At 65.2% G+C, this 22800-nt stretch carries 23 protein-coding genes, 1 tRNA gene and 1 pseudogene; 7 read left to right on the top strand and 18 right to left on the bottom strand.

Annotated elements, in window-relative coordinates:
• Nucleotides 1-23: 23 nt before the first annotated feature.
• From PMES_RS13610 to ectA, 3 genes are read right to left on the bottom strand one after another with little or no spacing between them, the layout of a single operon-like run.
• Complete coding sequence (locus PMES_RS13610) at nucleotides 24-410, bottom strand: ectoine synthase (protein WP_159966266.1); 387 nt, start codon at nucleotides 408-410, stop codon at nucleotides 24-26.
• 5 nt (nucleotides 411-415) lie between these two features.
• A complete protein-coding gene (ectB, locus tag PMES_RS13605) occupies nucleotides 416-1714 on the bottom strand; it encodes a diaminobutyrate--2-oxoglutarate transaminase (RefSeq protein ID WP_159966265.1) in 1299 nt (432 codons plus the stop codon).
• Nucleotides 1715-1759: 45 nt separating this feature from the next.
• Nucleotides 1760-2287, bottom strand: a complete 528-nt coding sequence (gene ectA / locus PMES_RS13600; RefSeq protein ID WP_159966264.1) for a diaminobutyrate acetyltransferase — start codon at nucleotides 2285-2287, stop codon at nucleotides 1760-1762.
• 242 nt (nucleotides 2288-2529) lie between these two features.
• Here ectA and PMES_RS13595 point away from each other — a divergent pair, with 242 nt between their 5' ends.
• Nucleotides 2530-3015 (top strand): MarR family winged helix-turn-helix transcriptional regulator, encoded by a 486-nt coding sequence (locus tag PMES_RS13595; protein ID WP_159966263.1) that lies wholly within the window; start codon nucleotides 2530-2532, stop codon nucleotides 3013-3015.
• A gap of 64 nt (nucleotides 3016-3079) precedes the next feature.
• On the opposite strand, the gene PMES_RS13590 is transcribed toward PMES_RS13595, so the two are convergent.
• The 10 genes and pseudogenes from PMES_RS13590 to iscR form a co-directional block, all read right to left on the bottom strand.
• Nucleotides 3080-3156, bottom strand: a tRNA-Arg gene (locus PMES_RS13590).
• Nucleotides 3157-3239: 83 nt separating this feature from the next.
• Nucleotides 3240-4460, bottom strand: a complete 1221-nt coding sequence (locus PMES_RS13585) for a cysteine desulfurase (protein WP_159966262.1) — start codon at nucleotides 4458-4460, stop codon at nucleotides 3240-3242.
• 11 nt (nucleotides 4461-4471) lie between these two features.
• The gene (locus PMES_RS13580) at nucleotides 4472-5062 is read right to left on the bottom strand and encodes a Yip1 family protein (RefSeq protein WP_159966261.1); all 591 of its coding nucleotides are present in this window, start codon (nucleotides 5060-5062) and stop codon (nucleotides 4472-4474) included.
• Nucleotides 5062-5553 carry a YIP1 family protein gene (locus tag PMES_RS13575; RefSeq protein WP_159966260.1) on the bottom strand — a complete coding sequence of 164 codons (492 nt, stop codon included), beginning with the start codon at nucleotides 5551-5553 and terminating at the stop codon, nucleotides 5062-5064. The genes PMES_RS13580 and PMES_RS13575 overlap by 1 nt, the downstream gene beginning before the upstream one ends.
• On the bottom strand, nucleotides 5553-6842 hold the full coding sequence (gene sufD, locus PMES_RS13570) for a Fe-S cluster assembly protein SufD (RefSeq protein WP_159966259.1): 1290 nt from the start codon (nucleotides 6840-6842) through the stop codon (nucleotides 5553-5555). Before sufD ends, PMES_RS13575 begins: the two co-directional genes overlap by 1 nt.
• Nucleotides 6842-7597, bottom strand: a complete 756-nt coding sequence (gene sufC / locus PMES_RS13565) for a Fe-S cluster assembly ATPase SufC (protein ID WP_159966258.1) — start codon at nucleotides 7595-7597, stop codon at nucleotides 6842-6844. Before sufC ends, sufD begins: the two co-directional genes overlap by 1 nt.
• An 80-nt stretch (nucleotides 7598-7677) precedes the next feature.
• A complete protein-coding gene (locus PMES_RS13560; RefSeq protein WP_159966257.1) occupies nucleotides 7678-7890 on the bottom strand; it encodes a hypothetical protein in 213 nt (70 codons plus the stop codon).
• A complete protein-coding gene (gene sufB, locus PMES_RS13555; protein ID WP_159966256.1) occupies nucleotides 7887-9419 on the bottom strand; it encodes a Fe-S cluster assembly protein SufB in 1533 nt (510 codons plus the stop codon). The genes PMES_RS13560 and sufB overlap by 4 nt, the downstream gene beginning before the upstream one ends.
• 13 nt (nucleotides 9420-9432) lie before the next feature.
• The gene (locus PMES_RS13550; protein WP_159966255.1) at nucleotides 9433-10482 is read right to left on the bottom strand and encodes a cysteine desulfurase family protein; all 1050 of its coding nucleotides are present in this window, start codon (nucleotides 10480-10482) and stop codon (nucleotides 9433-9435) included.
• Nucleotides 10483-10580: 98 nt separating this feature from the next.
• A pseudogene (gene iscR / locus PMES_RS13545) lies at nucleotides 10581-11033 on the bottom strand (Fe-S cluster assembly transcriptional regulator IscR); the annotation flags it as partial.
• A 156-nt stretch (nucleotides 11034-11189) separates the two neighbouring features.
• On the opposite strand from iscR, the gene PMES_RS13540 reads away from it, so the two are divergent.
• On the top strand, nucleotides 11190-11843 hold the full coding sequence (locus PMES_RS13540) for an alpha/beta hydrolase (RefSeq protein WP_159966253.1): 654 nt from the start codon (nucleotides 11190-11192) through the stop codon (nucleotides 11841-11843).
• A 66-nt stretch (nucleotides 11844-11909) separates the two neighbouring features.
• Here the strand turns inward: PMES_RS13540 and PMES_RS13535 are convergent, their stop codons facing one another.
• A complete protein-coding gene (locus tag PMES_RS13535) occupies nucleotides 11910-12506 on the bottom strand; it encodes a flavodoxin family protein (protein WP_159966252.1) in 597 nt (198 codons plus the stop codon).
• A 184-nt stretch (nucleotides 12507-12690) separates the two neighbouring features.
• Here PMES_RS13535 and PMES_RS13530 point away from each other — a divergent pair, with 184 nt between their 5' ends.
• The 5 genes from PMES_RS13530 to typA all read left to right on the top strand — a co-directional run bounded on the left by PMES_RS13530 (nucleotide 12691) and on the right by typA (nucleotide 17758).
• Nucleotides 12691-13902: an NADP-dependent isocitrate dehydrogenase gene (locus PMES_RS13530; protein ID WP_159966251.1), complete on the top strand. Its 1212-nt coding sequence runs from the start codon at nucleotides 12691-12693 to the stop codon at nucleotides 13900-13902.
• A 79-nt stretch (nucleotides 13903-13981) separates the two neighbouring features.
• Nucleotides 13982-14320: a DMT family transporter gene (locus PMES_RS13525; RefSeq protein ID WP_328809163.1), complete on the top strand. Its 339-nt coding sequence runs from the start codon at nucleotides 13982-13984 to the stop codon at nucleotides 14318-14320.
• 69 nt (nucleotides 14321-14389) lie between these two features.
• On the top strand, nucleotides 14390-15319 hold the full coding sequence (locus PMES_RS13520; RefSeq protein WP_438943243.1) for a mechanosensitive ion channel family protein: 930 nt from the start codon (nucleotides 14390-14392) through the stop codon (nucleotides 15317-15319).
• Nucleotides 15306-15851: a C40 family peptidase gene (locus PMES_RS13515; RefSeq protein ID WP_159966250.1), complete on the top strand. Its 546-nt coding sequence runs from the start codon at nucleotides 15306-15308 to the stop codon at nucleotides 15849-15851. The genes PMES_RS13520 and PMES_RS13515 overlap by 14 nt, the downstream gene beginning before the upstream one ends.
• 86 nt (nucleotides 15852-15937) lie before the next feature.
• The gene (gene typA / locus PMES_RS13510; RefSeq protein ID WP_159966249.1) at nucleotides 15938-17758 is read left to right on the top strand and encodes a translational GTPase TypA; all 1821 of its coding nucleotides are present in this window, start codon (nucleotides 15938-15940) and stop codon (nucleotides 17756-17758) included.
• Nucleotides 17759-17855: 97 nt separating this feature from the next.
• Here the strand turns inward: typA and PMES_RS13505 are convergent, their stop codons facing one another.
• From PMES_RS13505 to recA, 4 genes are all read right to left on the bottom strand, one after another.
• A complete protein-coding gene (locus PMES_RS13505; RefSeq protein ID WP_328809164.1) occupies nucleotides 17856-18215 on the bottom strand; it encodes an MOSC domain-containing protein in 360 nt (119 codons plus the stop codon).
• A gap of 104 nt (nucleotides 18216-18319) precedes the next feature.
• Entirely contained in the window at nucleotides 18320-18610 is a 291-nt protein-coding gene (locus PMES_RS13500) for a DUF1330 domain-containing protein (RefSeq protein ID WP_159966248.1), read from the bottom strand.
• Nucleotides 18610-21273, bottom strand: a complete 2664-nt coding sequence (gene alaS, locus PMES_RS13495; protein WP_159966247.1) for an alanine--tRNA ligase — start codon at nucleotides 21271-21273, stop codon at nucleotides 18610-18612. Before alaS ends, PMES_RS13500 begins: the two co-directional genes overlap by 1 nt.
• A 248-nt stretch (nucleotides 21274-21521) precedes the next feature.
• Nucleotides 21522-22595: a recombinase RecA gene (gene recA / locus PMES_RS13490; RefSeq protein WP_159966246.1), complete on the bottom strand. Its 1074-nt coding sequence runs from the start codon at nucleotides 22593-22595 to the stop codon at nucleotides 21522-21524.
• Between the last annotated feature and the right edge of the window lie 205 nt (nucleotides 22596-22800).

Below are 22800 nucleotides of genomic sequence, written 5' to 3'. Positions count from 1 at the left end.
CCCTGAACTGGACGGTGACGGGTTCAAGCATCGGCAGCCGCGTAGCTGCCATCGGCACGGTGCACCTCGGTCCCGGTTACGGGCGGGTTGAAGCAACATGCCATGACCAGCTCCTCGTCGGCCCGGAGGGTATGATGGTCGTGCTCGTTGAGCGCATACATCACACCGGGCTTGATCTCATGCGTCTTGCCGGTGGCCAGGTCGGTGATCGAACCGCGGCCGGACATGCAATAGACGCTCTCGAAATGGTTCTTGTAATGGAACGTATGCTCGGAGCCGGCCTGCAGCGTGGTGATGTGGAAGGAGAACCCCATCCCGTCATCGGCCAGAAGCATCCGCACGGAGGTCCACTGCGCGTCGGAAACCGACTTGTCGGTGCCCTTCAGTTCGTTGAAATCGCGTACAATCATATCTGTTACTCCGCAGCAATGGACGTGTTGTTGGTGGGGGCGCAGTGGCGTGCCGCCGCTTCGAGCGTGTCGAGACCGGCCTCGAACTGCGCGCGCGGAATGGTCAGCGGCGCAAGCACCTTGACTACCTCGTCATGCGCGCCGGAGGTCTCGATGATGAGCCCGTTGGCAAAGCATTCGGCGCAGATCGCACCGGCCAGCTCTCCGCCACCGACATCGACGCCCTGCATCATGCCGCGCCCCTTGAGCTTCGCCCCGGGGATCATTCCGGCGATCCGCCCGAGCCGCTCGGTCAGCAGGGCGGATTTCTCCGCGATCTCCGCTTGGAACTGCCCGTCGGCCCAGAATTTCTCGAGCGCGATCCGCGCGGTAACGAAGGCATGGGTGTTGCCGCGGAAGGTGCCGTTATGCTCGGCCGGCTTCCAGATGTCATGCTCGGGGCGCAGCAGCAGCCCGGCAAAAGGCAGGCCGAAGCCCGAGAAGGATTTGGCAAGCGTCACCATGTCGGGCTCGACACCCATCTCCTCGAAGCTGAAGAAGCTGCCGCAGCGACCGATGCCGGCCTGGATGTCGTCGACGATCAGCAGCGATCCATGCGCTTTCGCGATGGATGCCAGACGGCGCACGAATGCGGGGCTGGCCGCGGTCAGGCCGCCCTCTCCCTGGATCAGCTCGATCAGGAAAGCCGCCGGGGCCTCGATGCCGCTGGACGGATTGTCGAGCATCGTCTCGAGAAAATCGAGCGGATCGGCGCCCTCGCCGAGCGCATCCTCGTAGGGCATCCGCGTCACGCCCGGCAGGATGATACCGCCTGCGCCGCCGCGCTTGCCCTGGTTGCCCGTCGCGGCCAGCGCGCCGAGCGTCATTCCGTGAAAGCCGTTGGTGAAGGCCACGACCTCGGTGCGCCCCGTCACCTTGCGCGCCAGTTTCAGCGCCGCCTCAACGGCATTGGTGCCCGTCGGTCCGGTCATCATCAGCTTGTGCGGCAGGCCGCGCGGCTCGAGGATCAGGCTCTCGAAAGTTTCGAGGAAGGCCTGCTTGGTGTCGGTGAACATGTCGAGCCCATGCGCGATGCCGTCCCCGGCGATATGCTCGATCAGCGCGGTCTTCATGTCGGGATCGTTATGGCCGTAGTTGAGCGAGGAGCATCCGGCGAGAAAATCGGTATACTCGCGCCCTTCGGCGTCGATCATCGTGGCATTGCACGCCTTGGTGAAGACCGTGTCGAAGGCGCGGCAATAGCTGCGGGCCTCGGATTCGCGGCGGGCAAAGATTTTCGGTTCGGCTGACTTGGCAGTCGACATGACAGTACCTCGATTTCTAGATCTGTTGAGAAGGGAGATTGCGGCTCAGGCGGCCGCGCTCATCACCTCCGGGAGGGTAATCGTGACCATGTGTTCGGTCGCGTGGGCCCCGTCGAAATGAACGTCGCGCTTGAAATGCGCTTCGCTTTCAAGATCGGCATCGGTGCGGTCGGCGAAACTGCCGAACAGCGCCCAAGATGCCTCGTTATCCTTGGTGATCGTAGTCTGAATGCGTTGCACATTGGCGCAGACGTCACGCTCCAGCAGCGACAGGAGCATCTTGCGCCCCAGCCCCTGCCCACGGGCGATCTCGTCGACGGCAACCTGCCAGACAAAGAGCGTCTCGTCGTCGCCGGGCAGCAGGTAGGCGGAAATCCAACCACCGATCCGGCCGTCGATCTCGGCCAGAACGCAGGTCTCGCCGAAATGGTCGCACTGGATCAGGTTGCAGTACATCGAGTTCTCGTCGAGCGGGCGACATTTGCGAATCAATTCCCACACATCGGATCCATCCTCGCCGTTGGGTTGGCGCAGGGTGATCTTCGGTGCACGGATATTTGTTGCTTCGCTCATCTGTCTCTGCCCTTTTTGCTTTGCTTAGCAAGGCTAAATAGTTGACTATCTGTCAGCAATCAACCCTTATATTTTCACTTTGCATGCTTGAAAGCGTCTTGACCGGGGAAGCGATTGCTTTGTATGGCGAAACACCCCTGCCCCCTTGGCTTGCGAACTCGCCGGACTGGTGCGGCGGGTTTCGCTTGACCCGGCCGCATGGCGGAGTGAACGACGAAGCATATCCTCCCGGAGAACGCCCCATGGACCGAACCGATACCAGCCTGATCGCCATCCGTCGGATCCTGCGCTCCACGGAAATGTATGGGCGCGAGCTTGCGCGGCAGGCCGGGTTGACGGCGGTCCAGGTCAGGGTCCTGCAGATCGTCGCCGAGGCCGGCCACGCGACGCCGAAGACGATCTCGACGCGGATGCGCGTCTCGCAGGCGACGATCACCGCCCTCATCGACAGGCTGAAGGCGAAGGGCATGGTCATCCGGCAGCCGTCCGAGATCGACCGCCGCCAGACCAACGTGACAATTACCGATGCCGGCCGCGCCGCCGTCGCAGATGCGCCGGACCCGCTACAACAGAAATATGTCGCCCAGTTCGAAGCGCTCGAGGATTGGGAACAGGCAATGATCGTCGCGGTGCTCGAGCGGGTGGCCACGATGCTGGACGCGCCGGCGACGGATCTGGCGCCGCTCCTCGACATCGGGGACCTGCCCAAGGGCCCGGAAAGCGCCTGACCACACGCCATCGCACGGACGCCGCCCGGCGGGCCGTCGCATGAAGAGTAACAATATGAGGATTTGGCGCACCTGAGAGGATTCGAACCTCTGGCCTCTGCCTTCGGAGGGCAGCGCTCTATCCAGCTGAGCTACAGGTGCGTTGGCCGGTCTATACCCGGGCGGGCGGAGCGCTGCAACGAGAAAGCTGGCGCTCCCACCCCGCCACGGGCGAAAACCCGTGTTCAGGCGAAGAGATCGTGGCAAAGCTCCAGCGCGTCGATCAGGACATCGACCTCGGCGCGGGTGTTGTACATCCCGAAGCTCGCACGGCAGGTCGCGGTCAGCCCGAGAAACTCCATGAGCGGGCCGGTGCAATGCTGCCCCGCCCGCACCGCGACGCCCTTCTTGTCGAGCACGGTGGAGATGTCATGGGCATGGGCCGACCCCTCGAGCGTGAAGGAGAAGATGGCGCCTTTTTCGGGCGCCGTCCCCTGCAGCCGCAGCCAGTCGAGTGCGCCCAGACGTCCGGCCGCGTAGTCGCGCAGGTCCGCCTCATGCGCGGCGATCCGGTCCATCCCAATATCCATCATGTAGTCGAGCGCGACGCCGAGCCCGATCTGCGGCACGATGCCGGGCGTGCCGGCCTCGAACATCATGGGTGGATCGTTGTAGAGCACCGTATCCTTGCGCACTTCGCGGATCATGTCTCCGCCGCCCATGAAGGGGCGCATCTCGGCCATCCGCTCCTTCTTGATGTAGATCGCGCCCGACCCGGAGGGGCCATAGAGCTTGTGACCGGTGATCGGGTAGAAATCGCAGCCCATCCGCGCCACGTCGACCGCGCCATGCACCGCGCCCTGGCTTCCGTCCACGAGGACCGGCACGCCCTGCGCATGGGCCCCGTCGCAGATCGCCTTGGCATCGACCAGGGTGCCGAGGACGTTGGACATATGCGTGACCGCGATGAGCTTGGTGCGCGGGGTGATGGCCGCCAGGACCGCCTCGGGATCGAGCGATCCATCCGGCTCGACATCCACCCAGCGGATCACGATCCCCTGCCGTTCGCGCAGGAAATGCCAGGGCACGATATTGGCATGGTGTTCCATCACCGACAGAATGATCTCGTCGCCCGCCTCCATTCGCGGCATCGCCCAGCCATAGGCGATCATGTTGATCGCCTGCGTGGTGCCGGTGGTCATCACGATCTCGTCGGCGGAGCCCGCTCCGAGGAAGCGCGCGACCGTGCCGCGCACGCTTTCATAGCGTTCCGTGGACAGGTTGCTGAGGAAATGCAGCCCCCTGTGCACATTGGCGTATTCCTCGCCATATCCGCGCTGGATCGCGTCGAGCACGGCGCGGGGCTTCTGGGCCGAGGCGCCATTGTCGAGATAGACGAGCGGCTTGCCGTTCACCTCGCGCGCAAGGATCGGAAAATCGCGGCGGATCGCGTCGACATCGTACATGGAAATGGCTCCTAGGCCGGAACGGTGACCCCGAAAAGGGCCAGCACGAAGGAAAGACCGAGTGCGACACCGAGCATCGTGAACAGGATCATCGCGAAGACCCGGCCAAGCGCGGTGAAGCCGTGCAACTCGGCGATGAAGTTGGTCAGCAGCCACAAGAAGAGCACCAGCCCCCCGACCCCGATCGCCCAGGCCAGCGAGGGCACCAGGAGAAGCGCGGCACTCTGGACGAGCTGCACGCAAACCATGATGAACTGAAGCCAGCTCACCAGAAGGATGGAGCCTGCCAGGTCCCCGTGTCCGCCGAGGGCGCGCCCGACCAGCAGGATCGCGAAAAGCATTCCCACCAGAAGCGCCAGTTGCAGCGCCCCGAAGAACATCGGGCTGAGCAGCATCACCCCCACACCGGGCGGGTGCAGGTAGGACACCATCAGGTTCGACAATTCCGCCAGGAGCACCGACAGTACGACCACCAGCAGCAGGGCCTGTGACAGGACCGGCACGGAGAGGCGCCAAGCGGACAGACGGGCGAATGTCTCGCGCGGAGCGCGCAGCGTGTCGCCCACCAGGGACCCGAGATCGGAAAGCCCAATGCCCGCCATCAATTGCTCACCACCCGCGAGGTTTCGACCGACCACAGGCCGGCGAGCCAGATCCACAAGAAAGCCAGAAGCGCGACGATGCCGAGCATGTCGAGCCCCGGACCCGGCCCCACCAGCCCCGCGACGAGCCCCCAGAGGAGCCACAGGGGCGCCGCGGCGAGAAGTGCCCAGAAAAGCGCCATCCGGGCCTCGAAGAAGCTTCCCGCCCCTCCCATCAGGCGCGCGGCCAGGTGGGAGATGGCGGCGATGGCATAGAGCGCGAGCGGGGCGAGAAACAACCAGCCCAGCAGAGCACCGCCGACCAGCATCTCCATCTCCTGACCGCTCAGGAACGCCTCGCGGGACAGGCGCGGCCATTGCGCCACGAAGATGAGGCCGCAGGCCAGCATCACCGTGACCAGCGCGCGGTCCTCGCCGCTTCCCGCCATCCGCCGGCGCAGCACCTCGGCCGGCCGCACATAGCTGCGCAGGATATCGGTCGTCAGCGCCATCAGCCGCGCCGGCGGGCCAGCCAGCCCTCGAGCCGGGCGATCAGGTCCTCGGCGATGGTCTCGTCATCGATTTCCGCCAAAGCTTCGGCAAGGAACGAGAGAACCAGCAGGTCCTGCGCCAGCGGTTCGGGCACGCCGCGGGACCGCAGGTAGAAGAGGGCATCCTCGTCGATCGCACCGGAGGTCGATCCATGCGAGCAGGCCACGTCATCGGCGTAGATCTCAAGCTCTGGCTTTGCCAGGAACTGGCTGTCACCATCGAGCAGAAGCGACTGGCTGATCTGGTAGCCATCGGTCTTCTGCGCGTCCTTCTTCACAAGGATCTTGCCTCGGAAAACGCCCGTGGCACCGTTGCGCAGCACCTTCTTGAAAACCTGCCGGCTTTCGCAGTTCTGCGCATCATGCGTGATGAAGACGGTGTCGTCGTGATGAAAATCACCATCGCCGACGCAGGCACCCGCAACATGGGCCACGGCATCGTCGCCGGTCAACTCGATCACGCATTCATTGCGCGTCAGCGCCCCGTTCACCGTCAGGGTGAAGGATTTGAAGACACTTTCCCGGCCAAGCCGCGTGAAGATCGCCGTCGCCGCGCGCCGCGCGTGATCGCGGCCCTGCGCGCGCACGTGGTGGAATTTGCCCGTATCGGCGATCTCGACCTCGAGAACGGTGTTGAGCCGCGCGGCGGCCGCCCCATTCTCGAGCAAGGTCAGCTCGGCGCCGCTCTCGACCTTCACACAATGATGCAGGAACACGTCGGAACTATCCGAGATGTGGTTGTAAATCAGGGATACCGGTTTGCTGGGCCGGCCCGTGACACGGATCAGGATACCATCTTGCGCGAAGGCCGTGTTCAGCGTGGCGAGCGGCCGGGCAACGGGCGTCTGCCCGCGCGTCTCGAGCGTGCCATAGAGATCCCGGGCCCAGTGCAGGTCGGCACCGGCGGCCTGCGACAAGCGTTCGATCTCGATCCCCTCGAGCGACAGATCGTCGGAGGCGTCGGCATCGAACTGGCCATCGTTGAAGACGATCCTGAGCCGCTCATGCGCACCGAAGATCGGGCCCTCGTCCCCTTCGGGCAGCGCCTCGGCCATCGGCGGCTCCGCTTCGACGAGGCTGCGCGGATCGGTATAGCGCCAGTATTCGTCACGCTTGTGCGGAAGGCCAGCGGCCTGCAGACGCGACAGCGCATCCTCGCGCGCGGCACGCGTCCAGCCTTCGCCGCCCGGCAGGTCAAGCGCCGACAGGCGCGCTTCGGTCGCGTCCTGCTTGATCTTGGGCAGACCCATCACGCCACCTCGTTCAGGATGTCGGAATAGCCGTTCTTCTCGACCTCGAGCGCAAGCTCGGGACCACCGGTCTTGACGATGCGGCCATCGGCCATGATGTGCACGACATCGGGTTTGATATGATCGAGAAGCCGCTGGTAATGGGTGATCACCAGAAACGCGCGGCCCTCGTCGCGCAGCGCGTTCACGCCATCGGCGACAAGCTTCATCGCGTCCACGTCGAGCCCGCTATCGGTCTCGTCGAGAATGCACATGCGCGGCTCGAGCATCGCCATCTGCAGGATCTCGTTGCGCTTCTTCTCGCCGCCGGAGAAGCCGACATTGACCGGACGCTTGAGCATGTCCGCGTCGATCTTGAGGGACTTGGCCTTCTCACGGACGACCTTGAGGAATTCGCCAGAGCTGAGCTCTTCCTCGCCGCGCGCCTTGCGCTGTGCGTTCACGGCGGTGCGCAGGAAGGTCATGTTGCCGACACCCGGGATCTCGACGGGATACTGGAACGCGAGGAAGAGACCGGCCGCGGCGCGCTCCTCGGGATCGAGCTCGAGGATCTCGGCACCATCGAGCTCGGCGGAGCCATCCGTCACCTCGTAGCCGTCGCGCCCCGAAAGCACGTAGCTCAGCGTCGACTTGCCAGAGCCGTTGGGGCCCATGATCGCATGCACCTTGCCGGCCTCGACCTTCAGGTCGACACCCTTGAGGATCTGCTTATCCTCTTCTTCAAGCTTCACGTGCAGGTTCTTGATTTCCAACATCTATCGTCTCCGAAACTTCACGCGGCACGACCGGCGTGCCCGTATGTTCAAATGGTGCCGGGACGCCCCGGCGCTCGTTCTCAGCGGCGCTTGCGACCGCGCCGCGCCGCGATCATGCCGACGAAAAGGCCGATCGCGAGGGACACGACCGCGGCGATCACGAGATGCGAGATCGGCGCGCCGACCCACCAAGAGGCCGACAGCATCATGCACATGATGAACACGACCGCTGCCACGACGCTGAGGATCCAGCGCCGGTTCTCGGGCATCTTGACGCGATCGAGTCCGCTCATCCAACCGACCCTTCGAGGCTGATGGCGACGAGTTGCTGCGCCTCCATCGCGAATTCCATCGGCAGGGCCTGCAGCACTTCGCGGCAGAACCCGTTCACGACGAGCGCCACGGCCTCTTCCTCGTCCATGCCGCGCTGGCGGCAATAGAAGAGCTGGTCGTCATCGACCTTGGATGTGGTCGCCTCGTGCTCGACGCGGCTCGAATTGTTCTTCACCTCAATATAGGGCACCGTGTGCGCCCCGCACTCACCGCCGATCAGAAGGCTGTCGCATTGCGTGTAGTTGCGGCTGTCCTTGGCCTTGGGATGCATCGAGACGAGCCCGCGATAGGTGTTCTGCGCATGGCCCGCGCTGATGCCCTTGGACACGATGCGCGACTTGGTGCGCTTGCCCAGGTGCACCATCTTGGTGCCCGTATCGGCCTGCTGCCAGTTGTTGGTGATCGCGATGGAATAGAACTCGCCCTGACTGTCATCGCCGCGCAGGATGCAGGAGGGGTATTTCCAGGTCAGCGCGCTGCCCGTCTCCACCTGAGTCCAGCTCACCTTGGAGCGGTCGCCCCGGCAATCGGCGCGCTTGGTCACGAAGTTGTAGATGCCGCCCTTGCCGTTCTCGTCGCCGGGATACCAGTTCTGCACGGTAGAATACTTCACCTCGGCATCCTCGAGCGCCACGATCTCGACCACCGCCGCGTGCAGCTGGTTGGTGTCGCGCATCGGCGCCGTGCACCCTTCGAGATAGCTGACATAGGCCTGGTCGTCGCAGATTATGAGCGTGCGCTCGAACTGGCCGGTATTCTCGGCATTGATGCGGAAATAGGTGCTCAGCTCCATCGGGCAGCGCACGCCCTTCGGCACGTAGACGAAGGAGCCGTCCGAGAAGACGGCCGAGTTCAGCGTCGCGAAATAGTTGTCGCTCGCCGGAACGACCGAGCCGAGATACTTGCGCACGAGCTCGGGATGCTCGCGGATCGCCTCGGAGATCGAACAGAAGATCACGCCCGCCTTGGCCAGCTCGTCCTTGAAGGTGGTACCGACGGAGACCGAATCGAACACCGCATCGACCGCGACCTTGCGGCCGGGCTTGGCATCGGCGGGCGCCGCGTCGGCCCCTTCGACACCGGCGAGGATCATCTGCTCCTTGAGCGGAATGCCGAGCTTGGAATAGGTCTCGAGCAGCTTGGGATCGACCTCGTCGAGGCTCTTGGGCTTCTCGGCCATGCTCTTGGGCTTGGCGTAGTAATACTGCTCCTGGTAGTCCACGGCATCATAGCGCAGCATCGACCAGTCCGGCTCGTCCATCTGCTGCCAGCGCCGGAACGCGGCAAGACGCCAGTCGGTCATCCAGTCCGGCTCGCCGTTCTTCGAGGAGATCAGGCGCACAATGTCCTCGTTCAGGCCCTTGGGCGCGAAATCCATCTCGATATCGGTGTTCCAGCCGTGCTTGTACTTGCCAGACAGCTGAGCGACCGCGTCAACGGTCTCCTGGTCAACACCTTCCTTCACGTCGATCTGATCGGCAGCACTCATCTTCATTCTCCTCTCAGGCGGCACGCGCCCGGTATTTCCGTTCGGCCTTCGCCCAGCTTTCGGCGAAGCGCAATACGTCTTCTTCACTCGTCCCGGGTCCGATCGAGACCCTGATGGCAGAACTGGCGACCTGCGATGCATGCCCCATGGCCCGCAGGACGGCGCTCTCGCGAACCTTTCCGCTCGAACAGGCGGACCCCGCCGAGACGGCGAACCCCGCAAGATCCATCTGCATCACCTGCGTCTCGCCCTTCCAACCGGGGGATGCGAAGCATGATGTGCCGGGGAGACGGCGCGCCTCATTCCCGATAAAAATAGTCTCTTTTGATCCGGACACCAAGGCGCTTTCTAGAATATTTCTAATCTCGGCCACCCTGTCCCAGACCCCGGCGGCCAGATCGCGCGAGGCCGCCTCTGCCGCGGCACCGAAACCGGCGATCGCGGCGATGTTCTCGGTCCCGGCCCGGCGGCCCATCTCCTGCCCGCCGCCCCGGATCGCCGGCGCGATCTCGGTTCCGCGCTTGACGACGAGCGCGCCGATCCCCTTGGGGCCGCCGATCTTGTGTGCAGAAAGCAGCGCCATGCACACGCCGCTCCAATCGAAGGCGAAGGGGATCTTGCCGAACCCCTGCGTTGCATCGCAAACCTTGAGCCCGTCGGGAATATCCTGCACGACGCCCGTCTCGGAATTGGCCAGTTGCAAGGCGGACCCCGCAGGATCGTCGATCCCGACCGCGCCATCGGCGGCGACGCCAAGCTCGGGGCGGCACCATGCGGCGACCGCCTCATGCTCGACCGGGGCGCAGAGCAGCCCCCGCCCCCCGCAGGCCAGCGCCGCCGCCTCCGTCGCGCCGGAGGTGAAGACGATATCGCCGCCCGATGCGCCGAAGGCCTCGGCGAGTTGCCGGCGCGCGCGCTCGACAAGAGAGCGCGCGGCACGGCCCTCGGCATGGACCGAGGAGGGATTGCCCGTCAGCTCGAGCGCCTCGAGCATTGCCGCGCGCGCCTCCGGGCGGAGCGGCGCCGTGGCGTTCCAGTCGAGATATGTCCTCGGACCGATCATCCCCCGGCGCCATCGCGCCGGTCCGGCGCGCCCTGGCCCGCCGCCCGCGCCGGTGCGCCCGCATTCGGCTCGCCCGCATCGGCATCGTCATCGGCGGTATCGACCACGGTGAAAAGCGTGGGCACCGCGGGACAGGGTGCCAGCTCGTTCCCGATCACGTCCGACAGCCGCGTCTGGTGCAAGAAGACGTAGACATGCGCGCTGAGCCCTTCCCAGAGCCGGTTGGTAAGCGATTGCGCCTTGGTCCCGCAGGCGCCGCCGGATGCGCCCGCGCCCGTATGCATCGCGCTGACGGTCTCGTCGACGGCGCCGAGGACCTCGGACACCCTGATCTCCGATGCCGGCCGCGACAGCCTGTAGCCACCGCCGGGCCCGCGCACCGAAAGCACGAGATCGCTGCGCCGCAGCTTGACGAAGAGCTGCTCGAGATAGGGGAGCGATATCTTCTGGCGCCGGCTCAACTCGGCGAGGGAGACGAGCTTGCCGTCGGGCTGGAGCGCCAGATCGCTCAGGGCGACCATCGCGTAGCGTCCCTTGGTGCTGAGTTTCAAGGCGCCCTCCTCCGGCAGTTGACGACTCCCGGCACAACAATTACCTGCAAGGCAGCCCTGAAGGCCGGCATGCCGCCGGAATTTAGAATTGCTCTAAAGTATCCGATGTTTTCCGTCAAGTTTGGAAACACCCGGACGACAACCACAAGGACGCCCATGCCCGAGGTGATTTTTCCCGGCCCCGAAGGCCGGTTGGAAGGCCGGTACCACCCCCAGAAGAACCGGGACGCACCGATCGCGATCATCCTCCACCCGCATCCGCAGTTCGGCGGGACCATGAACAACCGCGTGGTCTACAACCTGCATTACGTCTTCCACAACATGGGCTTCACCGTGCTGCGGTTCAACTTCCGCGGGGTGGGACGCAGCCAGGGCGAGTATGACCAGGGGATCGGCGAGCTCAGCGATGCGGCCTCGGCGCTCGACTACCTGCAGTCGATGAACAACAACGCCAAGCATTGCTGGGTCGCCGGGTTCTCCTTCGGCGCGTGGATCGGGATGCAACTCCTGATGCGGCGCCCCGAGATCACCGGCTTCATCTCCGTCTCGCCGCCCGCCAACATGTATGATTTCAGCTTCCTCGCCCCCTGCCCCAGCTCGGGCCTCGTGGTGAACGGCGCGGCCGACCGGGTGGCGCCGCCCAAGGATACGCAGGCGCTGGTCTCCAAGCTGCACGATCAGAAGGGGATCACCGTCACCCATAACGAGATCGAGGGTGCCGGGCATTTCTTCGAGGATCCGCATATGGAGCAGATGATCGGCACGGTCGAGGATTACGTCCGCCGCCGCCTCACCGAGAGCAGCCGCTAAGTCTGCGTGTCCAGACTACCGGCGCGCGCCGGATCCCGGTCAGGGCATCCGGCGCGCGGGTTTTCCTCAGCCCGCGACGAGGCGGCGCGTCATCTCGACAAGGCGCCTTGCCTGGAAGGCCACGGACTTCGCGCCCGTCTCGTCGAACTTGCCGCCGATGGCCGAGTAGCCATAGGGGTTGCCGCCATCCTCGAACTTGATCGGATCGGCATAGCCCGGTGCGACGATGATCGCCCCCCAATGGATCGCCATGCGGTTGAGCGCCATCAAGGTCGTCTCCTGCCCGCCATGGGTGTTGCCGGCGCTGGTGGTGGCCGTGAAGGTCTTGTTGGCCAGCTTGCCCTCGCTCCAGGCACCGCCGAGCGTGTCGATGAAAGCCTGAACCTGGCTCGGGGCCGCGCCGTAACGGGTCGGCACCGACAGGAAATACCCATCCGCCCAGACCATGTCATCGACCTGCACCTCGGGGATGTCCTTCATCTTCTCGAGCTGCGCGGCCCAGGCCTCCTGGCTCTCGACCACCGCGCGGGGAGCCGTTTCGGCCGCCCGGCGCAAACGCACCTCGGCGCCGGCCGCCCGCGCGGCCTCGGCCGCGGCTTCGGCAATGGCATGGTTGGTGCCGTAAGTGCTGTAGAAGAGGATGGTGATCTTGGGTGCCGTCATGGTGAATCTCCCTTGGGCGTGGTTTCGCGATAACTTCCGCGTTCAACTGTCGGGTGTCGATCCCGGTTTCCGCACAGCATCCGTGCGAAAGCATGAAACCGCCTGCGGCATACAACGGCATACCTTCCCCCCGGCGCGCGATTGCGTTAGGACGGCGTCAAATCAACCATGCGCGGAGGCAACCATGTCCAAGATCAAGGTGGAGAACCCGATCGTCGAGCTCGACGGCGACGAGATGACCCGGATCATCTGGGATTTCATCAAGAAGAAACTGATCCTTCCCTATCTCGATATCGACCTGCTCTACTACGACCTCGGTATCGAGGAGCGTGACCGGACCGACGATCAGATCACCATCGACGCGGCCGAGAAGATCAAGGAAGTCGGCGTCGGCGTGAAATGCGCCACCATCACGCCCGACGAGGGCCGGGTTGAGGAATTCGGTCTCAAGAAGATGTGGCGCTCGCCCAACGGTACCATCCGCAACATCCTGGGCGGCGTGGTCTTCCGCGAGCCGATCATCTGTTCGAACGTGCCGCGCCTCGTGCCCGGCTGGACCCAGCCGATCGTCATCGGCCGCCATGCGTTTGGCGACCAGTACCGCGCGACGGACATGAAATTCCCCGGGCCGGGCAAGCTGTCGATGAAATTCGTCGGCGAGGATGGCACCGTGATGGAAGAGGAGGTCTTCGACGCCCCCTCCTCCGGCATCTACATGGGCATGTACAACCTCGACGCCTCGATCGTCGATTTCGCGCGCGCCTCGTTCAATTATGGCCTCAAGCGCGGCTACCCGGTCTACCTGTCGACCAAGAACACCATCCTTAAGCAGTATGATGGCCAGTTCATGATCATCTTCCAGAAGGTGTTCGACGAGGAGTTCAAGACGAAGTTCGAGGAGGCCGGCCTGACCTACGAGCACCGCCTGATCGACGACATGGTCGCCTCGGCGATGAAATGGTCCGGCGGCTATGTCTGGGCCTGCAAGAACTACGATGGCGACGTGCAGTCGGACACCGTGGCGCAGGGCTTCGGCAGCCTCGGCCTGATGACCTCGCAGCTGATGACCCCCGATGGCAAGATCGTCGAGGCCGAGGCCGCGCATGGCACCGTCACCCGCCACTACCGCCAGCATCAGAAGGGCGAGAGCACCTCGACCAACTCGATCGCCTCGATCTTCGCCTGGACCGGCGGCCTGCGCCACCGAGCCAAGCTCGACGACAATGCCGAGCTGATGACCTTCGCCGAAACGCTCGAGAAGGTCGTCGTGGATACGGTCGAGTCGGGCTTCATGACCAAGGATCTCGCGCTGCTCGTCGGACCGGACCAGAAATGGCTCACCACCGAAGGGTTCCTCGAGAAGGTCGACGAGAATCTCGGCAAGGCCCTGAACTGATCCCGGCGCGCCCCGCCTGCTCAACGGGCGGGGCGCCCCTCCTTGCCATGCCAGCACGGCCCATCCGAAAGCGCGCCAGATGTTGCATCCCCATATCGCGCTGATCCTCGCCGTGCTCGCGGAGACCATCGGCACCACCGCGCTCCAGGCAAGCCAGCAATTCACCCGGCCCATCCCCTCGATCATCGTGGTGATCGGCTACGGCCTGTCCTTCTGGCTGCTGGCGCAGGTGCTGCGCGAGATGCCCGTGGGCGTGGTCTACGCGCTCTGGTCGGGGCTCGGGATCGTCCTGATCACCGCCATCGGTTTCGCGGTATTCGGCCAGAGGCTCGATCTGCCGGCACTGGTGGGTATCTCGCTCATCATCGCCGGGATCATCGTCATCCAGCTCTTCTCGAAGACGACCCCGCCGCACTGACCGGCGCGCGCGGGGCGGAACCGCGCCCCCCAGCCCGCGTTGGACCGCAATCCACGACAAGGAGACCCCATGGAGTTCGTCAGCCGGCTCTGGTCCTACTTCCCGGCGCCCATGCGTGACCAGTTGCACGGCTACGCCCTGGGCTTCTGGCGCGTCCTGCCGCAGATCCTGGCGGCCCTCGTCTTCCTGCTGGTGGTCTGGGGCGTGGTCACGCTCTTGCAACGGACGCTGCCGCGCGCGATGCGCCGCGCCCGGATGCGCCGCGCGCTGATCGACGTGATGACGATGCTGGTGACGGTGGGCCTGTGGCTCTTCGGCATCCTCATCGCCGTGACGATCGCCTTTCCGACCATCACCCCCGGCCGCGCGCTCACCGCGCTCGGTGTCGGCGGCGTGGCGATCGGCTTTGCCTTCAAGGACGTGTTCGAGAATTTCCTCGCGGGCATCCTGCTGCTGGTGCGCGAGCCCTTCAAGGTCGAGGATTTCATCGAATGCGAGGGCATCGAGGGCCAGGTCGAGGTGATCACCATCCGCGACACGCATGTCCGGCAGACCGATGGACAGCTCGTCGTCGCGCCGAACGCGATGTTCTTCAAGAACCCCGTCACGATCCGCACCGCCGAGAGCCTGCGGCGCACCACGATCATCTGCGGCGTCGCCTATGGCGAGGATGTCGACAATGCCCGCGCGATCATCGCGCGCGCGGTGCGCAGTGTCGATTCGGTGCGCGATGACGTGAAGGACGTTCAGATCTTCGCCCAGGAATTCGCCGACAGTTCGATCAATTTCGAGGTTACATGGTGGACCGGCTCGCGCCCCGTCGATATCCGCGCCTCGCGCGACAAGGTCGTGGCGGCGGTCAAGCGCGCGCTCGACGATCACGGGATCGAGATCCCCTTCCCCTACCGCACCCTCACCTTCAAGGAGCCGCTCGCCCTCAGCCGCGCGGCGAAGCGCGAGGAAGGCGGATCGCAGGAGGATGGCGATGATGCATCCTGACGGCGCCGCCCCGGCGATCATGCCCTCGATTTCCGAGCTGCCCGACGAGGGCGCGCCCTGGATGATCGAGGCCTTGCGCCTTTTGCGCACCCGTGATGATCCGCTGCGGGCGGACGGGCGCGGCATGCTGCGCCTTCTGCACATGATCGGAAGCCGTGCCACGCTGCTCGGACTGCCATGGTGCGGCTTCTTCGTCGGCCATTGCCTGCGCAGCGCGCTGCCGGAAATTGTCCTGCCGCGCCTCTACATCCGCGCGCGCCCCTGGACCCATTGGGGGGAGGCCGCCGAGCCGCAGCTGGGGGCCGTGATGCTCTTCTGGCACGTGCATCCGCGCTCGCCACTGGGCCATGTCGGCTTCTACTGGGCCGAGGACGAGGATAGCTACCACGTGCTCAGCGGCAACCAGCGCGCCAGCATCGTCATCCAGCGCTACCCCAAGTCACGGCTGCTTCGCGCTCGCTGGCCCGCCGGCGTCGCACAGACGGGCATCCGGCGCCGTGCCTGCGCCAGCCAGGCGGTGCCCTTTCCCTGATGCCGCGGGCCCTGCGGCAGCTTTACCCTTCCATATCCGGCCCAGCCGGGGTATGCGCCGCGCAACCCCCGAAAAAGGCTGACCCCATGGAACTGCGCAACATCGCGATCATCGCTCACGTCGATCACGGAAAAACAACCCTGGTGGACGAGCTGCTCAAGCAGTCCGGCACCTACCGTGAGAACCAGGCGACGACCGAACGCGCCATGGACAGCAACGACCTCGAGCGCGAGCGCGGCATCACCATCTTCGCCAAGCCTACCTCCGTCGAGTGGAAGAACACCCGCATCAACATCGTCGACACGCCGGGACACGCCGACTTCGGCGGCGAGGTCGAGCGCATCCTGTCGATGGTCGATGGCGTCGTCCTGCTGGTGGACGCGGCCGAGGGCCCGATGCCGCAGACCAAGTTCGTGACCTCCAAGGCGCTGGCCCTCGGGCTGCGCCCCATCGTGGTGCTCAACAAGGTCGACAAGCCCGATGCCGAGCCCGACCGCGCGCTCGACGAGGTCTTCGATCTCTTCGCCAGTCTCGATGCGAACGAGGATCAGCTCGATTTCCCGCATCTCTACGCCTCCGGGCGCTCCGGCTGGGCGGATGCCGAGCTCGACGGGCCGCGCAAGGATCTGTCGGCGCTCTTCAACCTCGTCGTCCGCCACGTGCCCGAGCCCAAGCAGCAAAAGCGCGCCGATGAGCCCTTCAGGATGCTCGCCACCACGCTCGGCGCCGACCCGTTCGTCGGACGCCTTCTGACGGGCCGGGTCGAATCGGGCCGCCTCAAGGTCGGCGCCACGGTTCAGGCCCTCTCGCGCATCGGCCAGAAGATCGAACAGTTCCGCGTCACGAGGATCCAGGCGTTCCGGGGTCTCGCGACCCAGGACATCGAGGAGGCCGTCGCCGGTGACATCGTCTCGATCGCCGGCATGACCAAGGCGACCGTTGCCGATACAATCTGCGCCCTGGCCGTCGACGAGGCGCTCGATGCGCAGCCCATCGACCCGCCCACCATCACCGTGACCTTCGGGATCAACGACTCGCCCCTGGCGGGCCGTGACGGCAAGAAGGTCCAGAGCCGCGTGATCCGCGAACGCCTGATGAAGGAGGCCGAGTCGAACGTCGCAATCAAAGTCACCGACACGCCCGGCGGCGAGGCCTTCGAGGTCGCCGGCCGGGGCGAATTGCAGATGGGCGTCCTGATCGAGAACATGCGCCGCGAGGGCTTCGAGCTGTCGATCTCGCGCCCGCAGGTCGTCTTCCGCGACATCGACGGCGTGCAGCACGAGCCGATCGAGGAAGTCACCATCGACGTGGATGACGAGTATTCCGGCGCGGTCATCGAGAAGATCACCGGTGCGCGCAAGGGCGACCTGGCGGAGATGAAACCCGCAGGCGCCGGCAAGACCCGGATCATCGCGCATGTGCCCTCGCGCGGGCTCATCGGCTATCACGGCGAGTTCCTGACCGATACGCGCGGCACCGGTGTCCTGAACCGCGTCTTCCACGAATGGGCGCCGCACAAGGGCGCCATTCCCGGCCGCCGGCAAGGTGTCCTGATCTCGATGGAGAACGGCACCTCCGTCGCCTACGCGCTGTGGAAGCTGGAGGATCGCGGCAAGTTCTTCATCGGCTCGCAGGAGCCCGTCTACCAGGGCATGATCCTCGGGGAGCACAGCCGCGACAACGATCTCGAGATCAACCCGCTGAAGGGCAAGCAGTTGACCAACGTGCGTGCCTCCGGCACCGACGAGGCCGTGCGCCTGACCACGCCCGTCACCATGACGCTCGAGCAGGCGATCGCCTATATCGACGATGACGAACTGGTGGAGGTGACGCCGAACGCGGTGCGCCTGCGCAAGCGCTATCTCGACCCGCATGAGCGCAAGCGCCAGTCCCGCTCGGGCAGCTGATCGCGAAACTCCGGCCCCGGCGCGGGGCCGGACATGCATTCTCGGCGCCCCCTGGGCCCGAGGGCGCCGCAGCGGCGGGTGTCACGCGCGCCGCCGCTCAGGCGGGGCGCACCGCATCCCCGATGGTGATCCTGCCGGGGGTGATCACCGCCGCGCACCAGCCCCCATGCCCGCGCAGGGCATTATATCCGCCGGTGCCCAACTCGCGCTCCATACGGCTGCAGGGGGCGCAGGGAATGGTGATCTCCACCACCGCGTCGCCGATGGCGACCTGCTGGCCGCGCAGGGCATTCAGGTTGATACCGCGGATCACGAGGTTCCGGCGCAGACGCTGCGGCGCGATCACACCCGTGCCGACAAACGCGCCGATCACCGCGAGATGCTCTTCCTGGATCAGCGTCACCGCCCTCTTGCCGGGCCGCGCGTGATCGCCTTCCAGACCATCTTCCAGAAGCATCACATCAGGCACCGCCTCGGGCGGGGCGAGCCGCTGCGCCCGCCTGCCGATCCAGCTCAGCGCGCCCGCCCCGGAATGGGTTCGCGTGAGCTCCGCAAGGGTCTTCAGGGCGCGACCTCCTCGACGATCACTAGGTCACGCTCGGCGGCGTCGCGGGCATGGGAGAGCGCCTCCTGATAGGCGGCGGATTGGTAGCATTCCACCGCCCGTTCCACCGAATCGAACCGCGCGACGACGTTGCGCTTGCGATCGTTTCCCTCGAGCTGCACGTGGCGGCCGCCCCGCGCGAGGAACGTACCCCCGTGATCGGCGATCGCATGGGTCGCAAGAGCGGCATAGCGGCCATAGGCCTCTTCGTCGGTCACATGCACATGGGCAATCCACAGAGCGGTCATCAGTTTTCCTCCAAGAGTTTCTCGGCCGCGGCGATCGCGGCATCGGCGCGCGCGGCATCCGCACCGCCGCCCTGCGCCATGTCGGCACGGCCTCCGCCGCCCTTGCCGCCAAGCTCGGCCACGGCGGCGCGCACCAGGTCGACCGCCGAGATGCGATCCGTCAGGTCATCGGTCACACCGGCGGCAACGGCGGCCTTTCCGCCCGCATCGGCGATCATCAGCACGGCGCCCGACCCGATCTTCTGCTTGTGCGCATCGATCAGCGCGGGAAGATCCTTGCCCGATACGCCGGTGAGGACCTGCGCGGCGAAGGCGATCCCGTTCACCTGCTTCGGAGCGGCGGCATTGCCCTCGCCCCCGGCACCGCCCATCGCGAGATCTCGGCGCAGCTGCGACACCTCGGCGGCGAGCGATTTGCGCTCGTCCTGAAGGGCGCGGAGCCGGTCGAATGCCTCGGCAGGCTGTGTCTTGAGGGCGCCCGCGACGCGCTGGAGCTGCTGCTGCTGCCGGGCCAGGTGGTCGAAGGCGGCGGCCCCCGTCAGCGCCTCGATCCGGCGCACGCCGGCCGATGACGCGCTGTCGCCGGTCAGGGTGAAGAGGCCGATATCGCCCGTCCGCCGCACATGCGTCCCACCGCACAGCTCGATCGACCAGGTCTGCCCCGCCGGGCCCTTGCCCGTCTCGGCCTCGCCCATCGACACGACCCGTACTTCGTCGCCGTATTTCTCTCCGAACAGGGCCTGCGCGCCGATCGCGCGGGCATCGTCCGGCGTCATGATGCGGGTCTCGACGGCACTGTTTTGCCGAATGAAACGGTTCACCTCGCGCTCGACCTGCATCAACTCGTCATGGCTCAGCGCCTTGGAGTGGGAAAAATCGAACCGCAGCCGGTCCGGAGCGTTCAGCGATCCGCGCTGCGCCACGTGATCGCCCAGCGTCTCGCGCAGCGCCTCGTGCAGCAAGTGGGTCGCGGAATGGTTCGCCTCGATGCCGGCGCGCCGCTCGGCATCGACGCGCAGCTCCGCACCCTTGCCACGCATCATGCGGCCCTTCTCGATCTCGCCGAAATGGATGAAGACGCCGGCGACCTTGCGCGTGTCCGTGACGTGCATCAAACCATCCTCGGTCAAGATGCTGCCGGTATCGCCGACCTGGCCACCCGCCTCGGCATAGAAGGGCGTCTGGTTGGTCACCACCTGGACGCTGTCGCCCGTCCCGGCCTCTTCGGTCGGCGCGCCGTCCCGGATGATGGCCAGGACCTGCCCTTCGGCCTCGCCGGTCTCGTATCCGAGGAATTCTGTCACGCCATGCCGCTCGGCGATGTCGAACCAGATGGTCGCATCCGCCTGCTCGCCAGAGCCGGACCAGGCGGCGCGTGCCTTCGCCTTCTGTGCGTCCATCGCGGTCGTGAAGCTTTCGGTGTTCACGCCGCGTCCCTTTTCGCGCAGCGCATCCTGCGTCAGATCGAGCGGGAAGCCATAGGTGTCATAGAGTTTGAAGGCCGTCTCGCCCGGCAGCTCGGCCCCCTCGGGGAGCTGAGCGAGCTCGTCATCGAGCATCTTCAGACCGCGATCGAGCGTCTGCTTGAAGCGCGTCTCCTCGCTCAGAAGCGTCTCCTCGATCATCGGCTGCGCCCGGCCAAGCTCGGGGAAGGCCTGGCCCATCTGCTGCACGAGGGCGGGCACAAGGCGGTGCATTACCGGATCCTGCGCGCCCAGAAGATGCGCATGACGCATCGCCCGCCGCATGATCCGGCGCAGGACATAGCCGCGCCCCTCGTTGCTCGGCAGAACCCCGTCGGCGATCAGGAAGGAGGTCGAGCGCAGGTGGTCCGCGATCACGCGGTGATGCACGTTGCCCGGCCCGTCGGGATCGGCGCTCGTGGCATGGGCCGACGCCTCGATCAGGCTGCGCATCAGGTCGGTGTCGTAATTGTCGTGCTTGCCTTGCAGCAGCGCCCCGATCCGCTCGAGCCCCATGCCGGTGTCGATCGACTGGTTCGGCAGATCGCGCTGCGTGCCGTCCTCGAATCGTTCGAACTGCATGAAGACGAGGTTCCAGATCTCGATGAAACGGTCGCCATCCTCCTCCGGGCTTCCCGGAGGGCCGCCGGGAATATGGGGGCCGTGATCGTAGAAGATCTCGGAGGATGGACCGCACGGACCCGTCGGTCCCATCATCCAGAAATTGTCATCGGTGGGAATGCGGATGATCCGCTCGTCGGGCAGGCCGGCATACCGCTTCCAGATCGCCGCGGCCTCGTCATCCGTGTGATAGACCGTGACCAGCAGACGGTCCTTGTCGATGCCGAACTCCTTGGTGATCAGATCCCACGCGTAGATGATCGCCTCTTCCTTGAAATAATCGCCAAAGCTGAAATTCCCGAGCATTTCAAAGAAGGTATGGTGGCGCGCGGTGTAGCCGACATTGTCCAGATCATTGTGCTTGCCGCCGGCGCGCACGCATTTCTGACTGGATGTGGCGCGGGTGTAGTCGCGTGTCTCGACCCCGGTGAAGAGGTTCTTGAACTGCACCATGCCCGAATTGACGAACATGAGGGTGGGATCGTTGCGCGGCACCAGCGGCGAGCTGTGAACCTGCCGGTGTCCGTTCTTCACGTAGAAGTCGAGGAAGGTCGATCGGATGTCGTTCAGGCTGGGCATGGCGCGGCGGGATCCTTGCTGGGCATTCGCATTCGGTTGGGTTTATCCGCGCCGAGAAGGGCTGTCCACCGCGCCGCGGGGCATGGCCGCGAAGCGCGCGCCTTTGCGTCGTCCTTCGGCGCTCGAAGGACCCGCGATCATCGGGCCGGGGGCCCGCGCCGGGAGCCCGCGATCATGGCATGCGCCGGACGCGAAAAGGCCCGGCGCGCCGGCCGGGCCTTCGTTCACTGTCGAAAATCGGAGCGCCGTCAGTCGTCGAGCAGCGCCGTGTCGTCATCTTCTGACGCAGCCTCGAATTCCAGCCCGTGCGCCGCCCTGATCTTGTCCTCGATCTCGAGCGCGATGGACCGGTTTTCCTTCAGGAAGGTCTTCGCGTTCTCACGGCCCTGCCCCACGCGCTCGTCGCCATAGGAGAACCAGGAGCCCGACTTTTCGACCACCCCGGCCTTCACCCCCAGATCGAGAAGCTCGCCGGTCTTGGAGATGCCCTCGCCATACATGATGTCGAACTCGACCTGCTTGAACGGCGGGGCGACCTTGTTCTTGACGACCTTGACGCGGGTCTGGTTGCCGACGACCTCGTCGCGATCCTTGATCGCGCCGATACGGCGGATGTCCAGCCTGACGGAGGAGTAGAATTTCAGTGCGTTGCCCCCCGTCGTTGTCTCGGGCGAGCCGAACATGACGCCGATCTTCATCCTGATCTGGTTGATGAAGATGACCATGCACCTGGAGCGGCTGATCGAGCCCGTCAGCTTGCGCATCGCCTGGCTCATGAGGCGGGCATGGACGCCGACGCTGCTGTCGCCCATGTCGCCCTCGAGCTCGGATTTGGGCGTCAGGGCCGCGACGCTGTCGACCACGACGAGGCTGACGGCGCCGGAGCGCACCAGCGTGTCGGTGATCTCGAGAGCCTGCTCACCGGTATCGGGCTGCGAAATCAGGAGCTCGTCGAGATTGACGCCGAGCTTCTTGGCATATTGCGGATCGAGCGCATGCTCTGCATCGACGAAGGCGCAGACGCCGCCCTTCTTCTGCTCCTCGGCCACGACGTGAAGCGTCAGGGTCGTCTTGCCGGAGCTTTCGGGTCCGTAGACCTCGATGATCCGGCCCTTGGGCAGACCACCGATCCCGAGCGCGATATCGAGACCGAGCGAGCCGGTCGAGGTCGCCTCGATGTCGGGCATCTGATTCTCACCGCCCAGCTTCATGATCGAGCCCTTGCCGAACTGGCGTTCGATCTGGGCCAGCGCTGAGTCCAGCGCCTTCTGCTTGTCGGTGTTGCGCTTGTCTGCCATGTCGAGAATGCTTGCCGTACCCATGCGTTTCGTCCTTATTCCACACCCTCATCCTCACAGCAATGGGCGTGTTTGTTCATGTCCTGTTCTGGTCACCGGAATATGTGACCGAAACGAGAACATTGCAAGTATAATGGGAGGAAAGTTTGCGCGGTTGCGGTTAACGAAGCGTTACGCTTGCAGATCGCGCAGAGCTTGCCTGCCCGGCCGGACGCTCTTGGACCCGCCT

The sequence above is a fragment of the Profundibacterium mesophilum KAUST100406-0324 genome (assembly GCF_009835145.1).
In the GTDB taxonomy this organism is placed as follows: Bacteria; Pseudomonadota; Alphaproteobacteria; order Rhodobacterales; family Rhodobacteraceae; genus Profundibacterium; species Profundibacterium mesophilum.
This window is presented reverse-complemented; position numbering and strand designations above follow the sequence as displayed.